Source organism: Pararobbsia alpina (genome assembly GCF_902859895.1).
Lineage (GTDB): Bacteria > Pseudomonadota > Gammaproteobacteria > Burkholderiales > Burkholderiaceae > Pararobbsia > Pararobbsia alpina.
In genome coordinates this window covers 14,735-38,018 of record NZ_CADIKM010000039.1, presented here as the reverse complement: position 1 = coordinate 38,018, position 23,284 = coordinate 14,735, and the positions used below count along the sequence as shown (strand labels likewise).

Sequence of the window (23,284 nt, the reverse complement as noted above, 5' to 3'; positions counted from 1 at the left end):
AACCCGGATCGCATCGACAACCAGGACGGCGCCCCACAGCGCAGTAACCAGGAGCGAAAAGCCGCCTGAGATTTAATCGTCGAGGCGACAACTACCTTGAAAATTTCCGCCCAGAAAGCAAAGACCCCGCAGAATCAAGGACTCTAGCGGGGTTCTTGGACAACCTCGGAGCTCGTCGGAGATATGGTTGGTGCCGGCTGCCGGCCTCCGCGGGGTCGACAGCCGGGCCGGGGGCAACCTGCCCCTGGTAGCGGCCCGCCCTCGATGGCGCGTTGTCCATTGCGGAACCGTGTACAAGGACGAAATGAACGGTTGGCGCGTCGAACAGATAATACGGTTCGAGCGGTCCGGTTCGACCTGACTTCAGGGGACGGTGAGTGCTTCAGCGCATCATATTGACGCGCCCCGCGGCCTGCGGCCCAGCCTGGCGCGGAGTCCTTTGCCCGCGGGGGCGCAGATGCTATGGCTGACCGGTCCAGCGAGACATTGCTGCACGCCGCGCAAGGTGCGAATTTGCGGTTCCGGATGCTGGACCCACTGAGCACGAGGCACAGGTTCTTGCCCTTCTTTTTCTTTAGGAACAACAGCGCAAGCGGACTCGCGGCCCGGCGCACCATTTTTTGGCGCGAGAAAGCAAGCGGTACTATTGCCCCTCGGGTAGTCGGATTCTGGTCGCGACTCGAACTCCCTTCGTGTGCACGGCCGTACGCGGGCCAGTCGCTATCAGCGGCGCTTCCTGCGGCAGCGGTCTGCGGGCGCATCCACGCGACTCACCGTGCCATGCGGTTCCTGCGGATCGATTCCTCAGAGCCGCTCGAGTAGACAACGCGAAAAGTCTCGCGCAGACACAGGCCACCGCATAGGTCGACGACCAGTGCAGCACACTCTGGCGGTCATTCTTGAACGACAGCGGCACTACCGGCACGCAGTTGCGAACGCCGATTTGTAGCAATTACGTGTCAGCTGCATAGGCCTTACAGACCATGTCTCGATTGGACGGAGTCGGCAGGTTCGCATCGAAACCGACTCCTCGATCGTGATCTCGTCGGCCCGGAGCTGCAAGAATGTCGCGGCGGATGCTGAAGCGAGTGTGAGGCCGCCGCACCGCCCACGATGCGCTTCGGTCAGGTCAAGACGATAGAGCAATAGGCGCCTACGGAAGTTCGCTATAAGACCAGGTTCAGCCGGGAAGACTGCGTTGAGTTGCCCAATGGCAACTAATCAACCGTAAACCAGCTCGACGTTCGGTCGGCGCTATTCACGCGGTGCGGCTTGCCAGTGCTGCTAGAGTAGGTGGTGTTGTCATACTCATTTACCGCCCGCGAACGCGTTCTCTATCGCGACGGCAGGTTTGATGCCGACGGGATGTCGGCTGCGCTTGTCACGCAGTCCGACGTCATCGAGTCTGCGCGCCCGCGGGGGGTGCTGCGACACGGGACGGCGTCGACTATGCGGTGCTCGAACGCAACGGCGAAATCAGCCTGATTCGAAAACGTTCTCAGTAACCAGCTCCTGCACACCTCACAGACATCGGCGTGCATCGGCGGGCGAGCCGCAAGTTCGGCGCCGAAAGCTGTTCACGCGCCTCCTGCAGCACTGCGCGCACGGGCCAGGGAGCCTGGCGTCTTCAGTTGGAAGTGGCAAGGCACCGAAAAAGCGGTCACCCATCGCGCGACAACCAAGCCGAATCGGGCCGGCAACCAAAGTGGGGCGGTTCTTCCAAGAGATGCCATCCAGTCACAGCCATAGCCCGAGCGACTGCCATCCGGACGCGTCTGCGGACCGACTGTCGAAAAATACCGTTACACGATTGGATGCAATGCGCATGAGTGCGGGCTGTCCAATGGGTATCTGGAACCAACGAGCGCACCGTTCAATCTCGATTTTCCATCGAACATCGACCGCGCGTATTCGACATGAAGTCATCGATCATCGAGCGGCACGGCCGCCGTGCACTTCTGGGCCTGGCCTGCGGGACAGCTATTGGGCTCAGCGGCTGTGTCGCTTATCCATATGGCGATGCCTACCTGTCCACCGGGGCGTATGGCTACTACCCCTCAAATGTCTACTACGGCGGTGGGTATGGCTATTACGGCCCCTACTACGGCGGTTATTACGGGGGTCGCTGCTGCTACGGACGTGGTGGGTGGGATGGACATGGGGGCTCGCACGGCCACGGCGGCGGGGGACCGTGGACATCGGGCGGCCGTAGCGGGGGTGGGGGCGGTGGGGGCGGCGGGGGGCACGGTGGGGGCCGCCACTAGCCGAGAGGCGGCAGGCGGAGCGCGGTGCGGCTCTGGTCCATCATCGCGATCGTCTGTCGGGATCTCTCGTGGCTAATCGCCGGGCTGTGCGCAGCGCCCACACGCAGGCAGTCGCAGAAGTGCTCGGTTTCGTCGTTCAGGCCGCCCCCTACCCACACTCGCAAATAGAGGCCGCCGGCGACACGCCCCAGCATCTGCACTTCGTGTGAAGCTTCCAGCCAATCAACCGACGGCAACGCCTCGTAGATGCCAATTCCTAAGAGTCTTTCGCCGGCACGCTGCGGATCCAAAGCCGCGTGTTTGGGAGGTTTGTTTGGGACCCCTGTTGAAGCGCATCAGTTTTCGGCGATGACCGCTTAAAACGCCAGGGCGATCAGGATGAGCGGCGGCAACCTCTGGCCTGGAATCGAATTTGCTCAGATATCGTGGCCTTCGCCATAAATTGCAGGCGGACGACATGCCGACAACCCGCTTCACGCCGCTGCAAGAACAGCGCAGATGAACACGGTAGGACGCACTATGAAACATGCAGGTGAAGCCATGAAGAAGGTCTGGGTTTGGCTAATGTCGACCGTACTCCTAGGCAGCCTCGTGGCATGCGGCGGCGGCCACGACGACCACGACCACCATGCCACCCAAAGGCCGTTCGGGGTTGCCGGCATCATGGAAGGAATCTGGAACGGCAATCTTCACTCGAACTCGAGTGGCGGCGACACGGGCACGTTCGTGATCGTGACAGCGGGTGGTGAGTTGAGCCTTATCACCAACGACTGCCAGCAGATGAGTGCAAACATCGCGGCAAACGATCTTTTTTCTCAGGTGCCGGCACGACTTATCTAAAGACAAACTGTGATGGGACAGATGTCTCGCTGGTGCCGCCGACGCTAGTGCCGGTCCTGTGCAACCTTTCCAGATCGTTGGACAGTTCGATGATCGTACCGGCACCGCATTCGCCAACTACACCACTGCCGATGACAGCGGGACGATCGCGTTCCTGAACTTCTATCCGGACTACTTTAACGAGCCGGGTACGCTGCCGCGCGCCGCAGGGGCCTACTCATTCACACAGACACTCACCGCTCTGAATACCGATGTTAACGGAAATCTCTCGTACCGGGATGCGGCCGGACAGGTTTTCCCTGGCACGTTATTCGTTATGGATCCGGCGGTCGACGTCTACGGCATGACCCTGCAGGTGGGCAGCCAGACGCTTACCGGTCTCGCTACCCTCGTCGATGACGGGAGTGGGAAAGACAACGACTTCCTGTTTGCCGTCGCCGATGGGAATCTGGCTTACAGCGCAGTATTAAGACGCGACTGACAAGGACCATCCATTCGGTCATCAAAGTCTGTGCGAGCGCAGGGTGCCTCAATGCCCGGTCTGGAGAACCGTGAAAAAGAACACATTCGTTTTGTGATTGTCGGCGATCGCGGCGGGTGAACGCTGAGGGCGCGGAAGTAGAGCGCGCGGAGCTCACCCCAAGGCTCCACGTCATCGCAGTCGTGATGGGTCGCACGCTCTCCCAGTAATAGTCGTAAGTTTCGAGATGTCGGCGGTCGTGCCCCGCGCTTGATCGCGCAGTAGGCCGGCGGGCGAATACGGCTCACCATTGCGGGCAGGTGGCTATCGCCCACAACAGGTGATCTGCGCGGCTCAGGCTTATCATCTGTCGGCGCCCTTGCCGCTTTCTACGCATGCTTCTCCGCCTCATCCGAAGTTAATTGGTGTTCGATGCCGTCGAGCACTCGCTGGGTGGCGCGGTTCGCGGCATCGAGGGCGAACAGCAGCAGCGAACGGCCCGTCGCCTGATACGACTCGCCCGCGGAAAACGCCGGTAACTCGTCGCGCACCGGCATGTTGGTGTCAAGCAGGCAGGTCCATTTGTCGCCGTCCGGAACGTCCGGCAAGGTGAAATTCACCACGTCGTGGTACGCGTTGAAAACCAGCAGCAACGTCGCATCCGAGGCGGGCCTTCGAATGCCACTCACCTGCGCGCGTCCATCGATCACGAGGCCGAAGCAGCGCATGGCTGCATCGTCCCATTGCTCCTGCGTTAGATCCGTGCCGGCAGGCGACATCCAGCGCGTATCCGTGACTTGCAGGCTCGCGTTGTATTCGCCCGTCAGGAAGCGGCCTCGGCGCAGCACCGGCAAGCGCGTTCGCAAGGTGGTGAGCTTCTTGACGAATTCGGTGAGCGCCCGCCCTTCGTCCTCGATGCCTACCCAGTCGACCCAACTTATCTCGTTGTCCTGACAATAGGCGTTGTTGTTGCCCTTCTGCGTGCGGCCGAATTCGTCGCCCGCCAGAATCATGGGTGAGCCTTGCGACAGCAGCAAGGTCGCCAGCAGGTTGCGCTTTTGACGTTCACGCTGCGCGCGGATCTCCGGGTCGTCGGTCGGTCCTTCCACATCGAAATTCCATGATTTGTTGTCCGAGTGACCGTCCTTGTTGTCCTCGCCGTTGGCCTCGTTGTGCTTGTCGTTGTACGAGACGAGATCATTGGTGGTGAAGCCATCGTGCGCGGCGATGAAATTCACGCTCGCCCACGGGCGGCGGCCGCGCCGGTTGAATTTGTCGCCGGAGCCGGTCAGGCGCTTGGCGAGATCCGGCACCATGGCTTCGTCGCCTTTCCAGAAGGCGCGCGTGGTGTCGCGGAAGCGGTCATTCCACTCGGCCCAGCCAGGAGGAAAGCCGCCCACCTGATAGCCGCCGGGACCGCAATCCCACGGTTCGGCGACGAGACGCACGCTCGATAGCACCGGGTCTTGCCGGCAACTGTCGAGAAAGCCGCCGCCCTCGTCGAAGCCATGCGCCTCGCGGCCGAGAATCGTGGCGAGATCGAAGCGAAAGCCATCCACCTTCATTTCGCTCACCCAGTAGCGCAGGCTGTCCGTGACCATCTGAAGCACGCGTGGATGCGACAGGTTCAGCGTATTTCCCGTACCCGTGTCGTTGATGTAGTGGCGCGGCTCCTCCGGCATTAGGCGGTAGTACGAGGCATTGTCGATGCCCTTGAACGAGATGGTCGGCCCGCGTTCGTTGCCTTCGGCGGTGTGGTTGTAGACCACGTCGAGGACCACTTCCAGACCGGCGTTGTGGAAACGGTCGACCATCCCCTTGAACTCTTCCACCGACGCATTAGCGCCCGCAAAGAAACGCGGATCGGCCGCGAAAAAGCCGATGGTGTTGTAGCCCCAGTAGTTCGTCAGACCTTTATCGAGCAGATAGCTGTCGTTGACGAACATGTGGATCGGCAATAGCTCGACGGTCGTGACGCCAAGGCTCTTGATGTAGTCGATCACCGGCTGCTGGCCCAGACCCGCAAACGTGCCGCGCAGGTTCTCGGGCACGTCCGGATGACGCATCGTATAGCCGCGCAAATGCGTCTCATAGAAGATGACCCGCTCCCACGGTAGCGCGTTTCGCTCGGGATGGCTCCATGAGAAGTTCGCGTCCACCACCTTGCACTTCGGCACGAAGGGCGCGCTGTCCCGCTCGTCGAAGGACAGATCGCCGTTCTCGTGATCGAGCGTATAACCGAAGATTTCCGGTCCCCACTTCAGTTCGCCGATATGCGCTTTCGAATAGGGATCGAGCAGCAGCTTGTTCGGATTGAAACGATGCCCTTCTTCCGGTGCATACGGACCGTGCACACGATAGCCGTACACCGCGCCCGGCTTCAGATCGGGGACGAAGACGTGCCAGACCTCATCGGTATATTCGGGCAGTTCGATGCGCTCGATTTCCTTGGTGCCGGTCGAGTCGAACAGGCACAGTTCGACCTTGGTGGCATGCGCGGAAAACAGCGCGAAGTTGACGCCCGCCCCGTTCCACGTCGCGCCCAGCGGGTACGGAACCCCCTCGGCGATGCGGGCGGCGGAGCGGGTATAGGGAGCTTGAGAGGCCTCGCGTGACATGGCTTTTTCCTTGGACGGTGGAATGTGCTTGCAGCGCGGACGCTGCGAGAAGCCTCACCAAGCAAGTGGTGGTCCTGCATTCGAGTCCTTGCCCGCAACCTGTGCGACCGGCCCGTCGTGCTCCGCGCTGCACGGTCCGGAGAGGGTTTGGGAACCCTTCATGCGGTAAAGGCGCGCTCTGACATCTTCCAAACCGGTTTTAGTGCCGCCAGTTTCAAACCGCGAATGCCCGGACGATCACCCTCATCTCCAGGGCTAGCAGTGTCCGAACTATTGGCGCAATAAACACGAAAACGCTAGCTGGAATTTCAGAGCTCCTCTCGCCATGGTGCGCGCGCGTCTTCGCTGCGCGCCGCACAGTGGCGGGGCATGTCGCCGGAGGGAAACCCGTGCGCGGTACGCTCTATACGGGGTCGGGCGATATTTCGACGGGGTATTCAAGCCGGTGCTCAGACCTTCCGCGGCCAGCGCGGCATACGTTGGGACGGCAGATACCGCCGAACGCTGGCGGCTCCCCAGCGTCGCCCACGCGCTGCTTGTTCCCGGAAACGGCGCCGATATCGGCGGAATGGCGCGGAGCGAGGCACCTGCATGTGGTAGGCTCCTGGTCGCCTTGCGCGACGGTGCAGCGGCCGACATCACTGAAGAGGCGTCAGCGGTCGCCTCGCTGCCCCGGATGAAGCGGTACTCGCGGCGTTAATCTTTCGGACGAGAGTCAGCGTGCGTGCCGCGAGATGTTTTAAAGGCGTTTCACGATCGATCGCGTCCCGGACGGGTACCTGCGAGTGCACGGGCAACCATAGCGGTCGAAGAGTCGAAGCGTGGTTCACAATCAACCGTTCGATCGGCGGAACTATCCACTGCTTGCCGCGTTGGCTGCAACGTCGCACAACAGCACGCTGACTAACGCCAGACGGTGTATATCGGCGAGCTGTCCATGCCAAACGACTGTCGCATCGACGCGGACGACGTGGCCTCACGGCGACGATTCTTTTTCTGCCAGGAGCAACGCCACGGGCATGGTCCTGAGAACGTCGCCCACGACGAGTCGCAGACCTTCGGCCTTGACCGCGCTTTCGCTCAGCCAGTCAGAGAAAGTGAGCGGCCCCAGTGCCGCGGGCAGAATCACCGACGTGTTGCCCCAACGGGCGGCATTAACGAGCGGCGTGTCGCTGTCCCTGGATAAAAGCGGCAGTGCGAGCCGTGTAGCGATTGTGACCGCACACGTACCGCCCAGGCGCCGCGCGAAAGCGATGACCCTCTCCGCGTTCTCGCCTTCGACCGTGAGGGGCATGTATTCGCCCTCCGCGAACAAGGGTGCGACTTGCCGCCGGAGCGCGAGCGCGCGGCGTATCACCGCGAGCTTTACCTTGCCGTCGTGCCAGTTTGAAAGTTGCACCGACGGCGGTCCCTTCGCCTCCACGCTGGAGAGCCATGTGCGACGCAGGTCAAAATCCACCGGCAGGCGGTTGTCCGGATCGACCAGACTGAAGTCCCATAATTCGGTGCCCTGATACAGATCAGGCACGCCCGGCGAAGTCAGCCGCAGGACTGTCTGCTGGAAACTGTTTATGGCCCCGGCGGCAACGATTCGCTTGACGAATGCATGCAGTTTCCGCAGAAAGCCACGGTGCCGCAGGGGCGAGATGATGTCGAATAGAAAGTCCTGACACGCCTTTTCGTAGTTTTCGTCGGGTGCGAACCAGCTTGTGCGAAGCTTCGATTCGCGCAGCGCCTTCAGCTGCCACTGGGCAACCCGCTCTGCCAGCTCCTTCACGCCAGCTTCGTCATCCGGCGACAATCCCGGGGGCCAGCACCCCACCAGGATCTGATACAGCATCGCTTCGGGACCGGGACCGGGCGCCCATTCACCGTTATCGCCCTGACGGCGCAGCGCAGAATTCAGCGCCGACCAGTCGTTAAGCGCGTCTGCCCATTCGTCAGGAATCTCACTGAGTGCCGCGAGACGCGCGCGCACATCTTCACCGCGCTTATGATCGTGCGTCGCGGTCGCTAGCATCGCATTAGGGAACGATTTTGCGCGCTCGATATTGGCGCGGTGAAACTCGTCGATGGACAACGAGAACTCCCCGGGATCAGCACCTACCTCGTTGCGCGACAGAAGTCTTCCGTACCTATAGCAGGCAGTATCCTCGACTGCCTTAGCGGCCACCGGGGACGTCAATTGCGAGAAGCAAGCCTGCGCTTGCGCGAGCGCCTGACGACGGGCCGTAGGCCGGTGCGAACGCTCGGCGGCGTCGGGGCTGCCGCCAAGCCACTGGGCCACCTGATCGAGCACGAAATGATCCGCAGGCGACAATGCAGCGCGGGCGCCTGCCAGAGCCTGCGAGAAATAGCGCTCGTCCTCAGCACTGCGCACGGAATCTACTGGGTACATCCGGTACACCGGAAATTGAACCACCAGTTCACCAACCACGCGGCGCACTGCGGAAAACGTAAAATCGCGGGTAGCTAGCGCGTCTCGGGCGATGCAATGCAGTTTGCGAGCGACTCGGTCGTGTTCCGCGGTAAGATTCTCGGAAAGGATCTTGCGGCGTGCGATCAGCGCCTCTTCGGCAAATGTCGCACTCCGTCCCGACAGTGCCCCCCATGCGCGCGCAAGCGGCTCGGCACCCTGCGCATCGTGCAGCAACGCGCCCACATCGTTCATGAAGTCGTATCCGGTCGTTCCGTCGACCTGCCAGTCTCCGCGCAGCGGTTCGCCGCGCGCGAGAATCTTCTCGACCACGAAATAGGTGCCGCCGCTCGAATGACGCAAGGCGCTGGGACGGCCCTTCCGAAGTCCTTCGAGTCTGGAGCGCAGCCGCCGGCAATATTCGCGTGGCTCAGCCAGCCCATCGACGTGATCGATGCGTACGCCATCGATGAGGCCCTCGGTGAAAAGCCGAAAGATCAGCGCATGTGATGCTTCGAAAACTTCAGGTCGCTCGACGCGCACCCCACCGAGCGTGCTGACGTCAAAAAAGCGCCGCCAGTTGACCTCGTCCGCAGCGGTGCGCCACCAGGCAAGCCGGAAGTGCTGACGCTCCAATAACCGGTGCAAACGCTCAAGTCCATCCTGCGATCCGGCCGAGTGCGCAGCGAGGGCCGCTTCAATTCTCGCACGGCCGCCCTCGGACCCCGCGCGGATCACCAGCACGGCACGCGCTTCGGCCGCCCGCCGCTGATCGTCGGGACGAGTCGACAGACCCACGAAACCATCGGTGAGCCAAGGCGTTTCGCGCAGGATCGACGGGTAGTCGACCGGACAGACCGGAAACGCATGCGCGTAATACTTGACCACAAACCGGCCCTCGTCGGGGCGATATGCCAGCTTTATCTTGCCGCCCTCCAGTTCCTCGCCGTAGCCCGCTCCAAGGAAAGGCGCGAGTACCTTTCCGCACAAAACGGGATCGGGGGAATGCCAGTCGACATCGAAAAAACCGGCGTGCGCCGCATCTCTGCCCCACTCCAGAATGTCCATCCACCATTCGTTTTCCGACCCTCCCACGCCCATGTGGTTTGGGACCAAGTCGACGATCAGCCCCATCCCGTGTGCGCGCAGCCGGTCGACCAAACGCCTGAGGGCGTCTTCCCCACCGAGTTCGGCATTAACACACGTATAGTCGACGGTGTCATAGCCGTGCGTCGAGCCGCTTGTCGCCGTGGTGACCGGCGAGGCATAGACATGGCTGATGCCCAACGCGGCGAAGTAGTCGACCTGCGCGGCAGCATCGTCGAAGGTGAAGCCTTTATGGAACTGCAGGCGAAGCGTGGAATGTGGAATGGTCATCGAGATTCGGTCCGCGATGGGTCAGGTTTGGATCCGGAGCGCGCACAGTCGATAACGCGTAGCCGGTTCGAGAATGAGTCGTCCAGGAAGAGGTCGACGACCGTAGCATCCAGACGCCTGCGCCAGTTCGGATGTTCGTCGGTCGAGCCCGGCAGATTCGGCTGATCAGTAAGGCCCAGAAGGTCCTCAAGCGGAAAGATCACAAGTGGTGCCGGCGTTGCGGCGACAAAAGCGAGCGCCTCGTCCACCGGCGGGCTTTTAAGGGACGGCGCCGCTGAATCGCCAGAAGCGACACCCGCGTCCTGAAACGCCTGCCATAGGTGCCCTCGATCCGCAGCCCGCTCTTCCATCGCAACCGCGACCGGGTCGCTGCCGTCTTCTCGCGCCGCGGTCTGACCGATTCTCGCGCGCCAATGGATGTCCTCGCCCTGCCACCAGCCACTGACGGTCGGCAAATCGTGCGTGGTCGTCGTCGCAGTGACGTCGTGGTCCCAGTCGCTGGGCGCCTTGAACCCTGCGCCGCCGTCGGCACGCTCGAACCACAACACGCGAATGCCAAGCAGCCCGTGGTTCTGCAGCTGGCCGGTGAATCCGGGCGGCACGGTACCGAGATCCTCGCCAATCACAATTGCCCGGTGCCGCCACGACTCGAGCGCTATCAGCCGCAACATGTCCTCCAGCGGATAGCGCAGATATGCGCCATCCTGTGCGCTCGCGCCTTCCGGTACAAGCCAGAGTCGCCGCAAGCCCAGTATGTGGTCAATGCGGATGCCGCCCGCATACGCAAACGACGCACGCAACATATCGATGAACGCAGAGAAGCCTTGCGTGCGCATCGCGCGTGGGGAGAACGTGGTAAGGCCCCAGGATTGCCCCGCCTGATTAAAAAGGTCTGGAGGAGCGCCGACGGAGACGCCCGTCAGCATCTGGTCGCGATATGACCATGCGTGGCTGCCGGCGCTGTCGCATCCAACAGCGAGATCGGCAACGAGGCCGATCGCCATGCCCGCTTCCCGTGCAGCCCGCTGCGCCTCGGTGAGCCCTTTCGAAGCAAGCCACTGCATGAACAGATGGAAATCCACGTCTCGCCGGTTCCCCTCGGCGTATGCTGCGACAGCGTCGCTCCTGGGATTGCGGAGTTCTACAGGCCAGTCGCGCCAATGGCCCTCACCCCATGCTGCGAGGCGGGCCGCGTGCAAAGATTCGAAGCACGCGTGGTCTTCCAGGGCGCGTCCTCCGCGTGCGACGAACGAAGCGAAATCGTGCAGCAATTGCGGGTCGGTTTCCTGCGAGAAGCTTTCGAAGAGCGCCCGCAGCACGGCGAGCTTGGCGCTCATTGCCTGCGCCCAGTCGATCAGCGGGAGCGCCTCGAGCGCCGCTGTTTTCTCCGCCGCGTTGACTACGTCTATCGCCGCGCTTGCTGCGCCGGCTCCGCGCACGGCGGCTGGATCGATGTGCGCGACGTTCAGAAACAGTCGAGATGATGGCGCGTACGGGCTGACCTTCTGCGGTTCGGCGCTGAACATTGCGTGCATCGGGCTGATGGCCAGGGCGTGGCCTCCGCGCCTCGCTATCTCGACTGCGAGCGTGGTTAGCGCTGAGAAGTCGCCGATGCCGCCGTCGCCGTTGCGGCGCAGTCCGTAGACCTGGGCGGCAACGCCCCAGACTGGTGGCGCGGCGGCCTTCGAGCCATCGCAATGGGAAGCATTCCAGGCGTCCTGAACGGTGTAGCAGCGTCGGGGTGCGACAGCGAGCGTCGTGCGGCACCCATCGATCACCAGCACGTGATAACCCGCCTCGGCGATCGGCGGGAGTTGCACTGCCTCGCGCTCCGGCGATCCGAAGCGACCGTCCAGGACAGGTCCGCTTTCCAGCTCGATGCGGTAGTTGAATCCCGTTCTTGCCACCGTAACCGGTAGCGAGACTTCGCAATCGACCTCCGCGGTAAGAAGCGGCGGCAATTCGCGACCATACATTTCGGCATCGAGCGTCGCCATGCTGCCCTCGATCTCCGAGGCGTTGCCGGCGGGAAGACCCAGTCGCTCGAGCAGCACGCGCAGCGTCGCTTCACGCACGTGGCGCGTGTTGCCTTCGGCGTCACTCCACTCGGGCTCGAATCCCGCCCGCGCGGCCAGCTGGTCAAGGGCGCTTCCGCGCTCAGAGGCATCACTGCCGGCTATCGGACTCACCACGCGTCCCTCCAGTCGAAGTGCGTTCGAAATCGCGACTGTCGCGAGCAATAGCGTACCGGCCCACCCCGCCCGTCAGCCAGGCGCCGAACGTGTGCGCACCAAGTTCGCCCCGCCTTATGCGGTCGCAGGCGCGCACAGGCGTCTCAAAAATAATCTCGCCAGGCGGCAGGTCGGGCAGCGCAATAGCCCTTTCGCCAAGGTTTAGCGCGATCGAGAGCGTCTCACCGTCGCCCAGTCTCCAGCCGGCAGTGATCGCCTTCGCATCGAGCACTGTCGCACCGAGCGTTTTGGCTCCTCTCAGCCGCGGTACGATCAAACCGGCGCGTACAGCGAGCGCGGAGCGGTAAAAGTGCAGCCATTCAAGACCCTCCCCATGTTCCTTTGGCTGCGTCAGACTCGGCGACGACATTCTGAAGGTGTCGGCGTCGTTGGGATCGGGAATCTGCGCGCGCCGGCTGTCATCTGTGAATGCGGAGAATTTGACGAATTCCCGGCGCCGCCCTCCCCTCACCGCATCGGCGAGTTCGCCGTGATAGTCGAAGAACATCACAAACGCGGTGGGCGGCAGGTGCGCGCTTGGTTCTCCGCGTAGCTTGCCATCATGGATCGGCGACGGCTCGCCCTGGTACACGAAGCCTTCCGTTAGGACCCGAGCGAGTTTGTCGATAGCCGCCGTCGCGTACGCGCTATAGTAACTTTCAGCTTCGCCCGTGAGCAGGACATGGAGGGTGTTGTGCGAGTCGTCGCTCCACTGCGCATTGAAATGTGTTTCGAGGAGGCTGGAAGTGTTGTGCTCGTTCTCAAGAACCAGATGCACGTGCCGTCCCGGTTCGACCGAGCTACGCACGAAGCTCGCGAATTCGCGCAGCCACCCGTCGTCGTCGATCGCGTGAACCGCGTCGAGTCGCAGTCCGTCGAAGCGATATTCGTGCAGCCAGAAAAGCGCGTTCTGGAAGAAGAAGTCACGGACTTGCGGGCGTTCAAAGTCGATCGCTGGGCCCCACGGTGTCTCGACGCCCTCGCGGAAGAACGTTTTTGCGAATCCGCTCAGATAGTTGCCGTCCGGGCCGAAATGGTTATAGACGACGTCGAGGAACACCATCAGGCCCAGCCCGTGCGCGGAGTCGATCAGCCTCTTCAGATCGTCGGGGCGCCCATACGACGAATCAGGCGCGTATGGCAGCACGCCGTCATAGCCCCAGTTCCGGGTACCCGAAAAATCGTTGAGCGGCATCGGTTCGATGGCTGTCACTCCGAGTTCGGCAAGTTCCGGCAGGCGTGACGCCACGCCGGCGTATCCGCCCATTGCGCACACGTGCATCTCGTAAAGCACGGCCTCTTCCCAAGGCCGGCCGCGCCAACCACCATTGATCCGGCTGTACGAATGCGGGTCGACGACTTCGCTCGCGCGATGCACGTCCTCCGGTTGGAAGCGTGATGCCGGATCGGGCACTGCCAGCTTTTCATCAACCCGGTACAGGTAGCGTGTTCCGGCGCCGCCATCCGCTTCGGCAGCAAACCAGCCGTCCCCCGCTGGAATCATGTCGACTATCGCAGGCGGGGCGTCGCCGACCGCCTGGATTTCAACCTGCACTGCTGCGCATGATGGTGCCCAGAAACGGTAGTGTGTGCGGTTTGTTCCCGTTTTGTCGATTGTCGGGTGCGCGCCAAATGGCAGTTCGGAGCCATAGCGATATCGGTCCGTACTGAGTGGAGTCTGCGGCATTATTCTCTGCTCTCGGAAGTGCTGGGGGTTTTAATCTTCGGCAGGCCTCTGGATCAATGTGCCCGCTCTACAACCGGCGCTGGTCTTCGCAGGTGTCATGCTCTGTGCCAGCACGCTGCATTCCAGCCGCGCAGACACACGCGATGCGGCCGAGTGCGTGGACAGAACCGTTCGCTGGAGGATGGTCGTCGGCGCCATTGCGATCATGATTTCGGATTTGCTGCTGACCGCCAGCGTCGGGCGCGATCCAAAGAGCGGGTTCCACTGGACAGTGGTTGTGGCGGAGCGCGCTGGCGACCACCGGCCGATCGCCACGCACACGGGAAGGTGCGGTCGGATTCAACAACACGATGCGCTCGACGTCGCAGCCCAGATGGCCCGAAAAATTGCTGCCAGGCTCGTCTCACGGATCGACCGCGGCATACCGTTGAAGTCTGTCACAAGCGGACGGAAGCGGGAGCCAAGGGAGGCATTGCGCGAAGCGCGAGCGAGGACGAGGCCTCGACAGGGCTAAATTCACTCGCGAATTTCCCCGCCTGTGTCACGGCGGGCGTCGTTCAATGGCCGTTGGACTGGGTGTCCAGCCGCTTCTGCGGTCCTCCCAGATTACGCGATCCCTGTGATGGCTATTGCTTCATGGAGCTGTTGCCGAAGAGATCAATTAGTCCGCGTGGCGGGACAGCAATCGACCCTGGGCGTTCGCCGCTTCATAGCAGACCCTTCGCCGCATTGCTTCTGGGTGTCTCCACGATTCGCACCCTCCAGCTTCGTCAATGCGAGTGCATACGAGTTGGTCGACCGAACAATGGATGGGAGCGAAGACTCGTCCGCGACAGGGATTGCACCATTGACGCGTAACGGCCACAAACGCCGCGCGCTGTCGCCGGGACTCGCCTGTGCGGGACCCTACGTACGGCGACGACGTCGGCGGTCGCCTCAGCATTGCGAAGGTCGGCTGGGCGACTGATGCAGCGCGCAGCAGTGCGGGCACCGGAAGATCCACATACGTTGCCCTCGATGTCGCACAGAGGAAAACCGCGGTCTGTGTCGTCGACGGAAGGAATGATGGTCTCTCATGGCGCGGTCGAGACTCGGCCCGAAATGATCAAGGACTTCCTGGGAGCCAGAGGTTTTTATAAACAAAATGATGGTAGAGCCCGGCGAGCGTTGAAACCCCGCCAGCCATAGAATTGCATCACCTGGCCACGTGTGGATCGTCGCGACGGTCGCGTTAGCATCGTGTGAAACCCCAGAGAGGGTAGAATCTCCAGTCCCGCGAGGAGCGTCAGGGGATGCCCTTCGAGCCACGCACTGGAGCTTGCAGTGAGCGGGAGCGCAGAGAATAAGATACAGCGTCCATTGCCCGGCTTTCGCCTCGACGCTCATCCGAAGCGAAACCTCGGGCGGCTGCCCTCACGCTGGATAGCCTGGAGGCCTAGGGCGCCACCCTAACCGCTGCCGGAGAGCACCACGCCGATGGCATTGGGACCCGGATCGCCGCGCGTGACTCGAGGAGGTGATGGCCGAAACTACCGCCGCGAGTGGAGTTCGTCGTACGCGGCGGCCTCCGGTCCCATCGCGCGGAGCTTCTCGATCGTCGCGCGCATATCGTCGTGCTCGGGCGGCTTTTGGCGAGCGTCTTGTTGTCGGTCAGCACGCAGGCCAACGCTGTATAAAAGATCTCCTCCTCCAGTTGCGCGTGAATCTCTAGGGCGGCACAGATGGAATTGACGATGGCGCGCTTCCGCCACACCGGGCTAGTAGCGTGATAGCGATGGAAGGCGGCAAGTACGTGCATGTGATCCAAACGGATCATGGAGGTGACCGTGGGTGACATCGATGCATTGCTGTTGGGCATGGGAGTTCTCCAGAATGACGGGTACTACGCGCCGCGCACGGCGCGGATCCTGCACATCGAAGACATGATGATTGCCGCGGGCAGGTCGGTACGCAATCTCTGCGACATCACGCATGCCGTCGATTCGGACAAAGCGTTGCGGCTGGTTGATGAAGGCGAGTTCTTCGATCTGATACTGTCGGAGCTACATGCCCGGCAGCATGAAGGGTATCGATGTCGCAGAGCATGGGCGCCACAATAGCCCAACCTGCGGATCATTTTGATAACCGGTTATGCACAGCTCAAAGCCGTTCAATCTCATCGGGCTCGGTGCGATCATTGCCGATTTGGGCGCGCACCAGAGCCTCTGACAGACTGCAGTGTGAAGGGGTGCCTCGGGGTGTTGCCCGCGTCACCCGATCTCAAGCGGCCTTACTTGCCGCCGCCATTGGCTCCGCCTGCACCGGCACCGGTCCCTCCGCTGCCGCCGCTACCGCTGTTGGCGCCGCCCTGGCCTCCACCCCCGGCGTTGCCGATATTGCCGGTGTTCGGATCATTGGGATTGGCCGTTTTATTGCCCGTCGCCGGCGACATCTTCTTCTGTTGCGTCGCACAGGTTCCTTCACTATCCGAGGACATTGCGCCGATGTGTTAGCGCCCGCAGTGTCGCTGTGCGTGCCACTCTTGGTTTGCGCGGACGCAGCGAGCGGAGCAGTGGAAAGCATGATAGCCAGTGCGCCTGAGCCGAGTGCAAAGTGATTTTGCGGTTCGTATTCACAACCCCGTCCTTGTTAAGTTAACCCGCACGAGGACTAGAGCAACCGCTGTATCCAAGCCTTATTCACGCATTTGCTTTATCGATCGGGAAAAACTGACGGGTGATTGAAACGCGATTTGGCCATGGGCATTGCGCCGTATCTGCCACGGGCAAAGTGCGTGGAACGGAGTGGCGATCGTGGGTAAACGTCGAGCCGATTAAGAGTAGACGCGGCCCATCGAGGATTTATCAGACAAGCTGCCTCGCACACAATTGAGGGGCCGGCGCGATCGCGGCTAAGAAGGAGGCCGATTTCGTCAGGACGCGAAAGCTTGAGCCTCTGAGAAAAGGATGGCGAGATGCGGAGTGACGGTCTCACTGCAAACATCGAGGTGTCGTGGCAGCGCGATTGATATGGGTTTATTGCTCCACTATTGGTCCCCATTAGTCCAACGTGGCTTGTTACCAATTTAGGAAGCCGGACCACAAACGCAGCTTGACGATCTGGAAAAGTGCCGTATGATGGGTTTATTGCTGCAACGCAGCAAGTGTGTCGAGGGTTCTGAAAATGACCCATTTACAGCACTTAGCCTTTAGGAGTGGTAAATGTTTCCTTATTTTTCCCCGGAGTCGTCCGTGGCTGTGACGTCGAATCTCCAAACGTTTATGAATGTGACGAAACGATATATGAACGGTCTCCATCAACTCACCGAGTTGAATGTGCAGACACTCAGGACGGTGTTTGAAGAAAGTACCTCCATTTTGAAGGCAGGTCCTGGCGCGAAACCCGTTGAGTTTCTGGGTTGGCAGTCGACCCTGTCCGCCGAACTTCCGGAGAAAGCGGCGGCCTATACGCGGCATTTTCTGTCGATCCTCCGCGCGACGGAAGTCGATATCTTGAATGAAACACGCAGCTATTACGAGCAGTACGGCATCGACGTGAAGAGCGTGCTTGAATCGGCGCTACGTCAGAGTCAGTCGGCGTTGCAGGAGCCGACCGAGCATGTCTCAAACCTTATCGCAGCATCGACAGATGCTCCCAACGAAGCGGCTGCGAGCGCACTTGACGCGAACGCCCAAAAGATGACCAACACAAGCGCTTTGGCTGCCGAAGGTGAGCGAAAGGCATCCGAGGCTGCACGGCGACCCGCCAAGGCCGGCTCGAAGCATTAATTGATCGTTTGCCCTGTGTGTATGCCGTTGTTTTCGGCGCCCGCTTCACGCGGGTTTTTTATTGCGCTCCAGCACGCCTAAGGAAAACCGATGAACCCCTTGGATCCGCTCGACTCGTCGCACGACACATTCTGGTCGCTTTTAATGCTTGGACCCCTAGGACTCATGGCACCGTTCTCTATAGACCCGCAGACGACCGTAGCCAGCCCCGCGCTGAAAGCGTCACCGCGGCCGGTACGTCAGGGGGCGCCCCCGTACGACAGCGATGCCTTAAATGTGCAATTGCGCGTGGCTGAGTCCTCTACCGAGCGGCTCCTCCCGGACGCCGAGGGTCCTCGATGGTTGAGCAGCCACTTCGAGCACGGGGATGATACGCACCTCTTCAAGCTCTACGTTCCAGGCAGCTACACTGGCCAGCCCCTACCAATGATCCTCATGTTACACGGCGCGCAACAGGACCCAGACGACTTCGCAGCAGGAACCGAAATGAACGCCGCCGCCGAAGCGGAGGGCTATATCGTCGTCTATCCGTTGCAATCGGAAAGTGCCAATCCGCTGAGGTGCTGGAACTGGTTTCGACCCGCGGACCGGATGCGTGGATCGGGCGAAACGGCGATGCTCGCGGCTCTCACGAGTGAAGTCATGGCGGCCTGCAACGTCGATCGAGCTCGAGTCTATATCGCGGGTATGTCGGCCGGCGGCGCCATGGCGGTCAATCTCGCGGTGACACATCCGGACCTCTATGCAGCCGCCGCGATTCATTCGGGCGTGGCCTTCGGGATCGCCGACGAGCCCCTTTCGGCGCTCTGCGCCATGAAAGATGGCATGGTCAAGGCCCGCCTCCCCGAAGCGTTGACCGATGGGGCCCGACCGCGCGCAGTGCCGCTGATCGTCTTTCACGGCGAGGCTGACGACACCGTGCATCCGCGTAACAGCGACCAGATCGTCGCCATGAGCGAGCTGCTGCTTGGTGCGCCCCACGCGCAACCCCCCGCGTCGACCCACACCGGAAACGCAGAGAACGGCCACGCCTATACGCGACGCGTCTTTCGCGATCGTGAAGGCGTCCCAACCGGCGAGCAGTGGCTCGTGCACGGGCTCGGTCATGCGTGGTCTGGAGGCCACCCTGCCGGTAGCCATACCGACGTTCGAGGTCCGCATGCGACCCAGGCGATTGTTCAGTTCTTCGGCCAGTTTGCGCTCGAGTCAAGCTAAGGGCCGATCCGGTCAACGAGGCCTGATCCTAGCACCCGCGTTGGCATACGCGAAGTCGCCAAAGTTCCGCACCGTGAAAGACAAGATAGCGGCCGCTAACGAAAGCGATGGGATGGATCCGCAGGAATGCCATCCGCTGTTCGGCTTTGTCGGCGTCTGTACCTCATTATGCTTCTGTGAACAGCGCCAGCATGTGGGAAGCGTTCAAAGCGGGCGGCCTTGGCAAGCTGAGGACGCCGATGTGAATATCCCGGTTCGTTGCATCCGGCGTCCTGCTGCTTGCAGGCGTCATCGTCCAAAAGGTACAAGGGCCCTCGGAGAGCGCGGCACGACGCCTTTTCCAGTATGACGGTTTCGGCACCGATGGTTCACCGATAGGACTTGGTCTTTAGGCTGCTGCCCTGCATCACAGCGTGCGTGCAACCTGCGGGTTCGAAGTTCTCCGCTCCTATGGGGGCGAACCGTGGGAGTGCGATAGGCCCGGCGCTTGCTGATAGATGCGTTTCCGATGCACTCACACGAGGAAACCGCCATGGCCCAGAATACCTATCCCATACCGCCGTTCCCCGAGCAACAGCAGAACCGACAGCCCGGCCTCACTGCGCTGATGGACCCGCAACCGGACCACGGCGAAAACACCTACAGGGGCAACGGGCGTCTCGCCGGCAAGGCCGCGCTGATCACAGGCGCGGACAGTGGGATTGGCCGTGCCGTGGCTATCGCGTACGCGCGCGAGGGAGCGGACGTCGCCATTTCGTATCTCGACGAGGAGCAGGACGATGCCATGGAAACTGCGCGTTGGGTCGAGAAAGCGGGGCGCCGCGCCTTGCTCCTCGCCGGCGACATCACTGACCGCACACATTGCCGCAATCTGGTAGCGAAAACAATTGAGACGTTCGGTCGCATAGACGTGCTCGTCAACAACGCAGCGTACCAGATGAGTCACAACAGTCTTGAAGACATCAGCGACGATGAGTGGGACAGGACGTTCTCGACCAATATCGGTGCGATGTTCCGCATTACGAAGGCGGCACTGATGCACATGAAGGCGGGCGGCGCGATCGTGAATACGACATCAATTACCGCCGACGCGCCAAATCCCGGCCTGATCGCATACGCGGCGACCAAAGGCGCGATTCAGAATTTCACCGGCGGGCTCGCGCAAATGCTTGCAGAGAGGGGGATTCGCGCAAACTGTGTGGCGCCAGGGCCGATCTGGACGCCGCTTATCCCATCGACGATGCCACCGGAGAAAGTCAAGAATCACGGCTCGCACGTGCCAATGAAGCGCCCCGGCCAGCCGGCCGAACTCGCTGCCGCCTACGTGATGCTCGCCTCCGACGAAGCGAGTTATGTTTCGGGTGCGACCATCGCGGTGACGGGGGGCAAGCCAATCATTTAGTTCGTCGCGAGCGCCCACCTGTAACGGACAGAGCAGCAACACCGTTGTCTGAGACCTTGAATGGTCACGCATTTAGACCGGATCGGCCACAATGCACTTTGATCGGAGCCGGAAGGGACCTCGGTTATGGCGCGTGCGAGGACGCCCTTTATCGATGCCTGGTTGGCTTCGCAGACCCGGCTCGGAGAATTCATATCGCGGAGAATCGTCGCGACACCGACCTTTGCCTTACAGGGGCGCGCCCCTAATCGCAACCAGACATTCGCTTCGAAGCGCCAAGCCGTAGACGCGTAGCAGAGCCATCTGCGCGCTTTTGGCCCCAACGGATATGACGACGTCTTGAGCCCGAACGTTACTGGAGGAACGCACCCCATGACCGAACAATGCACGCGCGCCGAAGGACAAGGGCCGACATGCGACTTGAGGCTGTCGGTGGTCGTGCTCACCTATAACCGGTCGGCTGAGGTCCGCGCGACCGTCGCCTCTTTGCTCGCGCTGCCCGATCGACCACGTATAATTGTCGTGGACAATGCCTCCTCCGACAATACCGTAGGTATGCTCAGCGCGGCGTTCTCCACGATCGAAATCGTCTGCTCGCCAGCAAACATCGGCGCTGCAGGCCGCAATCTTGGCGTGGCACTTGTTGCGACGGATTATGTCGCCTTCTGCGACGATGACACGCACTGGGAGGCGGGGTCACTCAGCGCAGCTGCTGACTTGCTCGATCGATATCCTGCGATCGGCGCCCTCAACGCGCGTATCGTCGTGCACCCTTCCGGCGAAACCGATCCGACGTGCGAACGCATGCGGACGAGCCCACTGCCCTCCGAGGGCTTGCCCGGTCCGCCTCTGATTGGTTTCATTGCTTGTGCCTGCGTATTCCGCACGGCAGTCTTCCGCTCAGCTGGCGGATACGAACCGCGCCTTTTTATTGGGGGGGAGGAAACACTGCTCGCGCTCGATACGTTGTCGCGGGGATACTCGATCGTATATGCCCACGATCTTGTGCTCCACCACGCGCCTTCGCCGCACCGTGATTCTGCACTGCGCCGTCGGATGCTGGCACGCAATCGAGCGTTAGTCGCTTGGTTGCGCCTGCCGCTCGCACAAGCCACGGGTGCGACACTGGCCGCGCTCAAGACTTTCCGTCGTGAACGGACTGGCTGGCAGGACACGCGAAAGCTGCTAGCCCTAATCGTCTGGGCCCTTGTCAATCGGCGTCTCGTTTCTCCCCGCATTCGTGCCATGTGCCGCGACGTCGAAGCAGCAGAGCGCGAAGCCGCAAATTAATGGAGTCTCGGCAAGATCTCGAAAATAAGCGAGTCAGCCCACATCCGTCGGTCTAAGCGACCGATCTGTGGCTGTGTGCCAAGGCTAGGCCCCTCCTCTTCTCTTTACACTACGCATGTAAAAAGGGAGCGCCAGACCGTCTTCGTTGGTGTTTCCCACCACCTGGACGCTCCGTGCTCTGTGGGGTCTCGACACGAGTTCGCCCGAACTGCAACTAAGAGATTTCGCGAACGTACCAAATAGAGGAACGTCAGTCCCATCTGAATGCATCGGCGAAGCGAATTCGTTTTCAACATACGAGTGGCACACCGAATGCTCGACTGCGTCCAACAGTCACAGTTCGCACCAACGCGCGTTTCGTCATTTACGTCGCTCTGGGAGTCCTTATGAAAGTCGCACTCATCAGCGAGCATGCATCACCCTTGGCTCTCGCAGGGAGCGTAGACAGCGGTGGGCAAAATATCTATGTTGCCCATGTGGCCCGTGAGTTGAACCGGCTGGGCCATACGGTGGATGTCTTTACGCGACGCGACCGGTCGTTATTGCCGGCGACCGCGACCATGGACGGCGTCCGTGTGGTTCACGTTCCAGCAGGTCCGCCTGTTCAATTGCCGAAGGAGCAATTGTTGCCGTACATGCCCGAGTTCGCGGAGTACCTTGTTCGCTTTTCCGCAGAGTCCACGCCCTATGATGTGACGCATGCTAACTTCTTCATGTCTGGCGTCGTCGGGCTCGAACTGAAGCGTCGTCTCGGCACTCCCCTTGTAACGACCTTTCATGCACTGGGACGGGTTCGCAGAATCCACCAGGGCGCGAACGATGGATTTCCCGACGAGCGATTTGCGATCGAGGATTCGTTGGTCCGACATTCCGATTCGATCATTGCTGAATGCCCGCAGGACGAAGAGGACCTAGTGACTTTGTACAATGCCGACCCGGCGAAGATTGACCGGGTACCTTGCGGCTTCGACCCGGCGGAGTTTCAACCGCTCGACCGAACCATCGCGCGCAATAGCCTCGATTGGCCGCAGGACGCGTTCATCGTGTTGCAACTAGGCCGTATAGTGCCGCGCAAGGGCATTGACAACGTCGTCGAAGGCATTGGTGCACTCCGCCGCTACCACGGCGAAACGGCTCACCTCTATGTTGTAGGGGGTAATTCCGAGGCACCGAATGCGCTCGCGACGCCTGAAATGACGCGGCTTGGCGAGATTGCGCAGCAGTGCGGAGTTGCCAATACTACGACCTTCCTCGGCCGCCGCAGGCGTGGCCAACTTTGTCAGCTATACAGCGCTGCAGACGTCTTCGTCACTACGCCGTGGTACGAGCCGTTCGGCATCACGCCGCTTGAGGCAATGGCCTGCGCGCTCCCCGTCGTCGGTGCCGATGTCGGGGGGATTCGTTACTCCGTGCGCGACGGCGAGACCGGCTTTCTCGTGCCTCCGCGAGATCCGCTCGCGCTTGCACAGCGGCTCTCCGCATTGCGCAACGATCCCGCCCTCCGCGAGCGCATGGGACAAGCAGGATTGGCTCGCGCCAAGGCGATGTTTACTTGGGCCGGCGTTGCTCAATCTCTCGCGCACGTGTATGCACGTGTCGCGCAGCCACTGGCCAACCTACGCGCGGTCCGTGCCCCGGAAAGTATCGACGAGGGATGCAGGCAGGCGAACGTGCGACTCGAGGCAACCGGCCGTTGATGTGAAACGACGGTCTGCGG

Annotated in this window: 16 protein-coding genes and 1 pseudogene; 10 read left to right on the top strand and 7 right to left on the bottom strand. The window is 61.4% G+C overall.

Features of this window, described 5'->3' with window-relative positions; all coding sequences use genetic code 11:
* The first annotated feature begins 190 nt into the window (after nt 1-190).
* A complete protein-coding gene (locus HV670_RS24145) occupies nt 191-361 on the top strand; it encodes a DUF3005 domain-containing protein (RefSeq protein WP_246257896.1) in 171 nt (56 codons plus the stop codon).
* Between the two features lie 1,555 nt (nt 362-1,916).
* The gene (locus HV670_RS24140) at nt 1,917-2,264 is read left to right on the top strand and encodes a hypothetical protein (RefSeq protein ID WP_246257892.1); all 348 of its coding nucleotides are present in this window, start codon (nt 1,917-1,919) and stop codon (nt 2,262-2,264) included.
* Here HV670_RS24140 and HV670_RS24135 read toward each other — a convergent pair.
* Nucleotides 2,261-2,458 carry a hypothetical protein gene (locus tag HV670_RS24135; protein ID WP_175107527.1) on the bottom strand — a complete coding sequence of 66 codons (198 nt, stop codon included), beginning with the start codon at nt 2,456-2,458 and terminating at the stop codon, nt 2,261-2,263. The genes HV670_RS24140 and HV670_RS24135 overlap by 4 nt on opposite strands.
* A 325-nt stretch (nt 2,459-2,783) precedes the next feature.
* On the opposite strand from HV670_RS24135, the gene HV670_RS31255 reads away from it, so the two are divergent.
* Complete coding sequence (locus tag HV670_RS31255; protein WP_246257891.1) at nt 2,784-3,104, top strand: hypothetical protein; 321 nt, start codon at nt 2,784-2,786, stop codon at nt 3,102-3,104.
* Between the two features lie 58 nt (nt 3,105-3,162).
* Nucleotides 3,163-3,585, top strand: a complete 423-nt coding sequence (locus HV670_RS31250; RefSeq protein ID WP_246257890.1) for a hypothetical protein — start codon at nt 3,163-3,165, stop codon at nt 3,583-3,585.
* A 368-nt stretch (nt 3,586-3,953) separates the two neighbouring features.
* On the opposite strand, the gene glgX is transcribed toward HV670_RS31250, so the two are convergent.
* The 5 genes and pseudogenes from glgX to HV670_RS31245 all read right to left on the bottom strand — a co-directional run.
* The gene (gene glgX / locus HV670_RS24125) at nt 3,954-6,182 is read right to left on the bottom strand and encodes a glycogen debranching protein GlgX (protein ID WP_175107526.1); all 2,229 of its coding nucleotides are present in this window, start codon (nt 6,180-6,182) and stop codon (nt 3,954-3,956) included.
* Between the two features lie 976 nt (nt 6,183-7,158).
* Nucleotides 7,159-9,975: a malto-oligosyltrehalose synthase gene (gene treY, locus HV670_RS24120; protein ID WP_175107525.1), complete on the bottom strand. Its 2,817-nt coding sequence runs from the start codon at nt 9,973-9,975 to the stop codon at nt 7,159-7,161.
* Nucleotides 9,972-12,167, bottom strand: coding sequence for a 4-alpha-glucanotransferase (malQ, locus tag HV670_RS24115; RefSeq protein WP_246257889.1), 2,196 nt, complete (start codon nt 12,165-12,167; stop codon nt 9,972-9,974). The genes treY and malQ overlap by 4 nt, the downstream gene beginning before the upstream one ends.
* Nucleotides 12,142-13,893, bottom strand: a complete 1,752-nt coding sequence (locus HV670_RS24110) for an alpha-amylase family glycosyl hydrolase (protein WP_175107524.1) — start codon at nt 13,891-13,893, stop codon at nt 12,142-12,144. The genes malQ and HV670_RS24110 overlap by 26 nt, the downstream gene beginning before the upstream one ends.
* A gap of 1,544 nt (nt 13,894-15,437) precedes the next feature.
* Nucleotides 15,438-15,751 (bottom strand): annotated as a pseudogene (locus tag HV670_RS31245) (hemerythrin domain-containing protein); the annotation flags it as partial.
* Here HV670_RS31245 and HV670_RS24105 point away from each other — a divergent pair.
* On the top strand, nt 15,720-15,992 hold the full coding sequence (locus HV670_RS24105; protein WP_175107523.1) for a hypothetical protein: 273 nt from the start codon (nt 15,720-15,722) through the stop codon (nt 15,990-15,992). The pseudogene HV670_RS31245 and the gene HV670_RS24105 overlap by 32 nt on opposite strands.
* Before the next feature lie 170 nt (nt 15,993-16,162).
* Here the strand turns inward: HV670_RS24105 and HV670_RS24100 are convergent, their stop codons facing one another.
* On the bottom strand, nt 16,163-16,369 hold the full coding sequence (locus HV670_RS24100; protein WP_175107522.1) for a hypothetical protein: 207 nt from the start codon (nt 16,367-16,369) through the stop codon (nt 16,163-16,165).
* Between the two features lie 724 nt (nt 16,370-17,093).
* Here HV670_RS24100 and phaP point away from each other — a divergent pair.
* The 5 genes from phaP to HV670_RS24075 all read left to right on the top strand — a co-directional run bounded on the left by phaP (nt 17,094) and on the right by HV670_RS24075 (nt 23,264).
* Entirely contained in the window at nt 17,094-17,660 is a 567-nt protein-coding gene (phaP, locus tag HV670_RS24095; protein ID WP_175107521.1) for a TIGR01841 family phasin, read from the top strand.
* A gap of 90 nt (nt 17,661-17,750) precedes the next feature.
* Entirely contained in the window at nt 17,751-18,875 is a 1,125-nt protein-coding gene (locus HV670_RS24090; RefSeq protein WP_175107520.1) for an extracellular catalytic domain type 1 short-chain-length polyhydroxyalkanoate depolymerase, read from the top strand.
* 532 nt (nt 18,876-19,407) lie between these two features.
* Nucleotides 19,408-20,277 carry an SDR family oxidoreductase gene (locus HV670_RS24085; protein WP_175107519.1) on the top strand — a complete coding sequence of 290 codons (870 nt, stop codon included), beginning with the start codon at nt 19,408-19,410 and terminating at the stop codon, nt 20,275-20,277.
* A 432-nt stretch (nt 20,278-20,709) separates the two neighbouring features.
* Nucleotides 20,710-21,567: a glycosyltransferase family 2 protein gene (locus HV670_RS24080; RefSeq protein WP_246257888.1), complete on the top strand. Its 858-nt coding sequence runs from the start codon at nt 20,710-20,712 to the stop codon at nt 21,565-21,567.
* Nucleotides 21,568-21,953: 386 nt separating this feature from the next.
* Nucleotides 21,954-23,264, top strand: coding sequence for a glycosyltransferase family 4 protein (locus tag HV670_RS24075; protein WP_175107517.1), 1,311 nt, complete (start codon nt 21,954-21,956; stop codon nt 23,262-23,264).
* Nucleotides 23,265-23,284 lie beyond the last annotated feature (20 nt).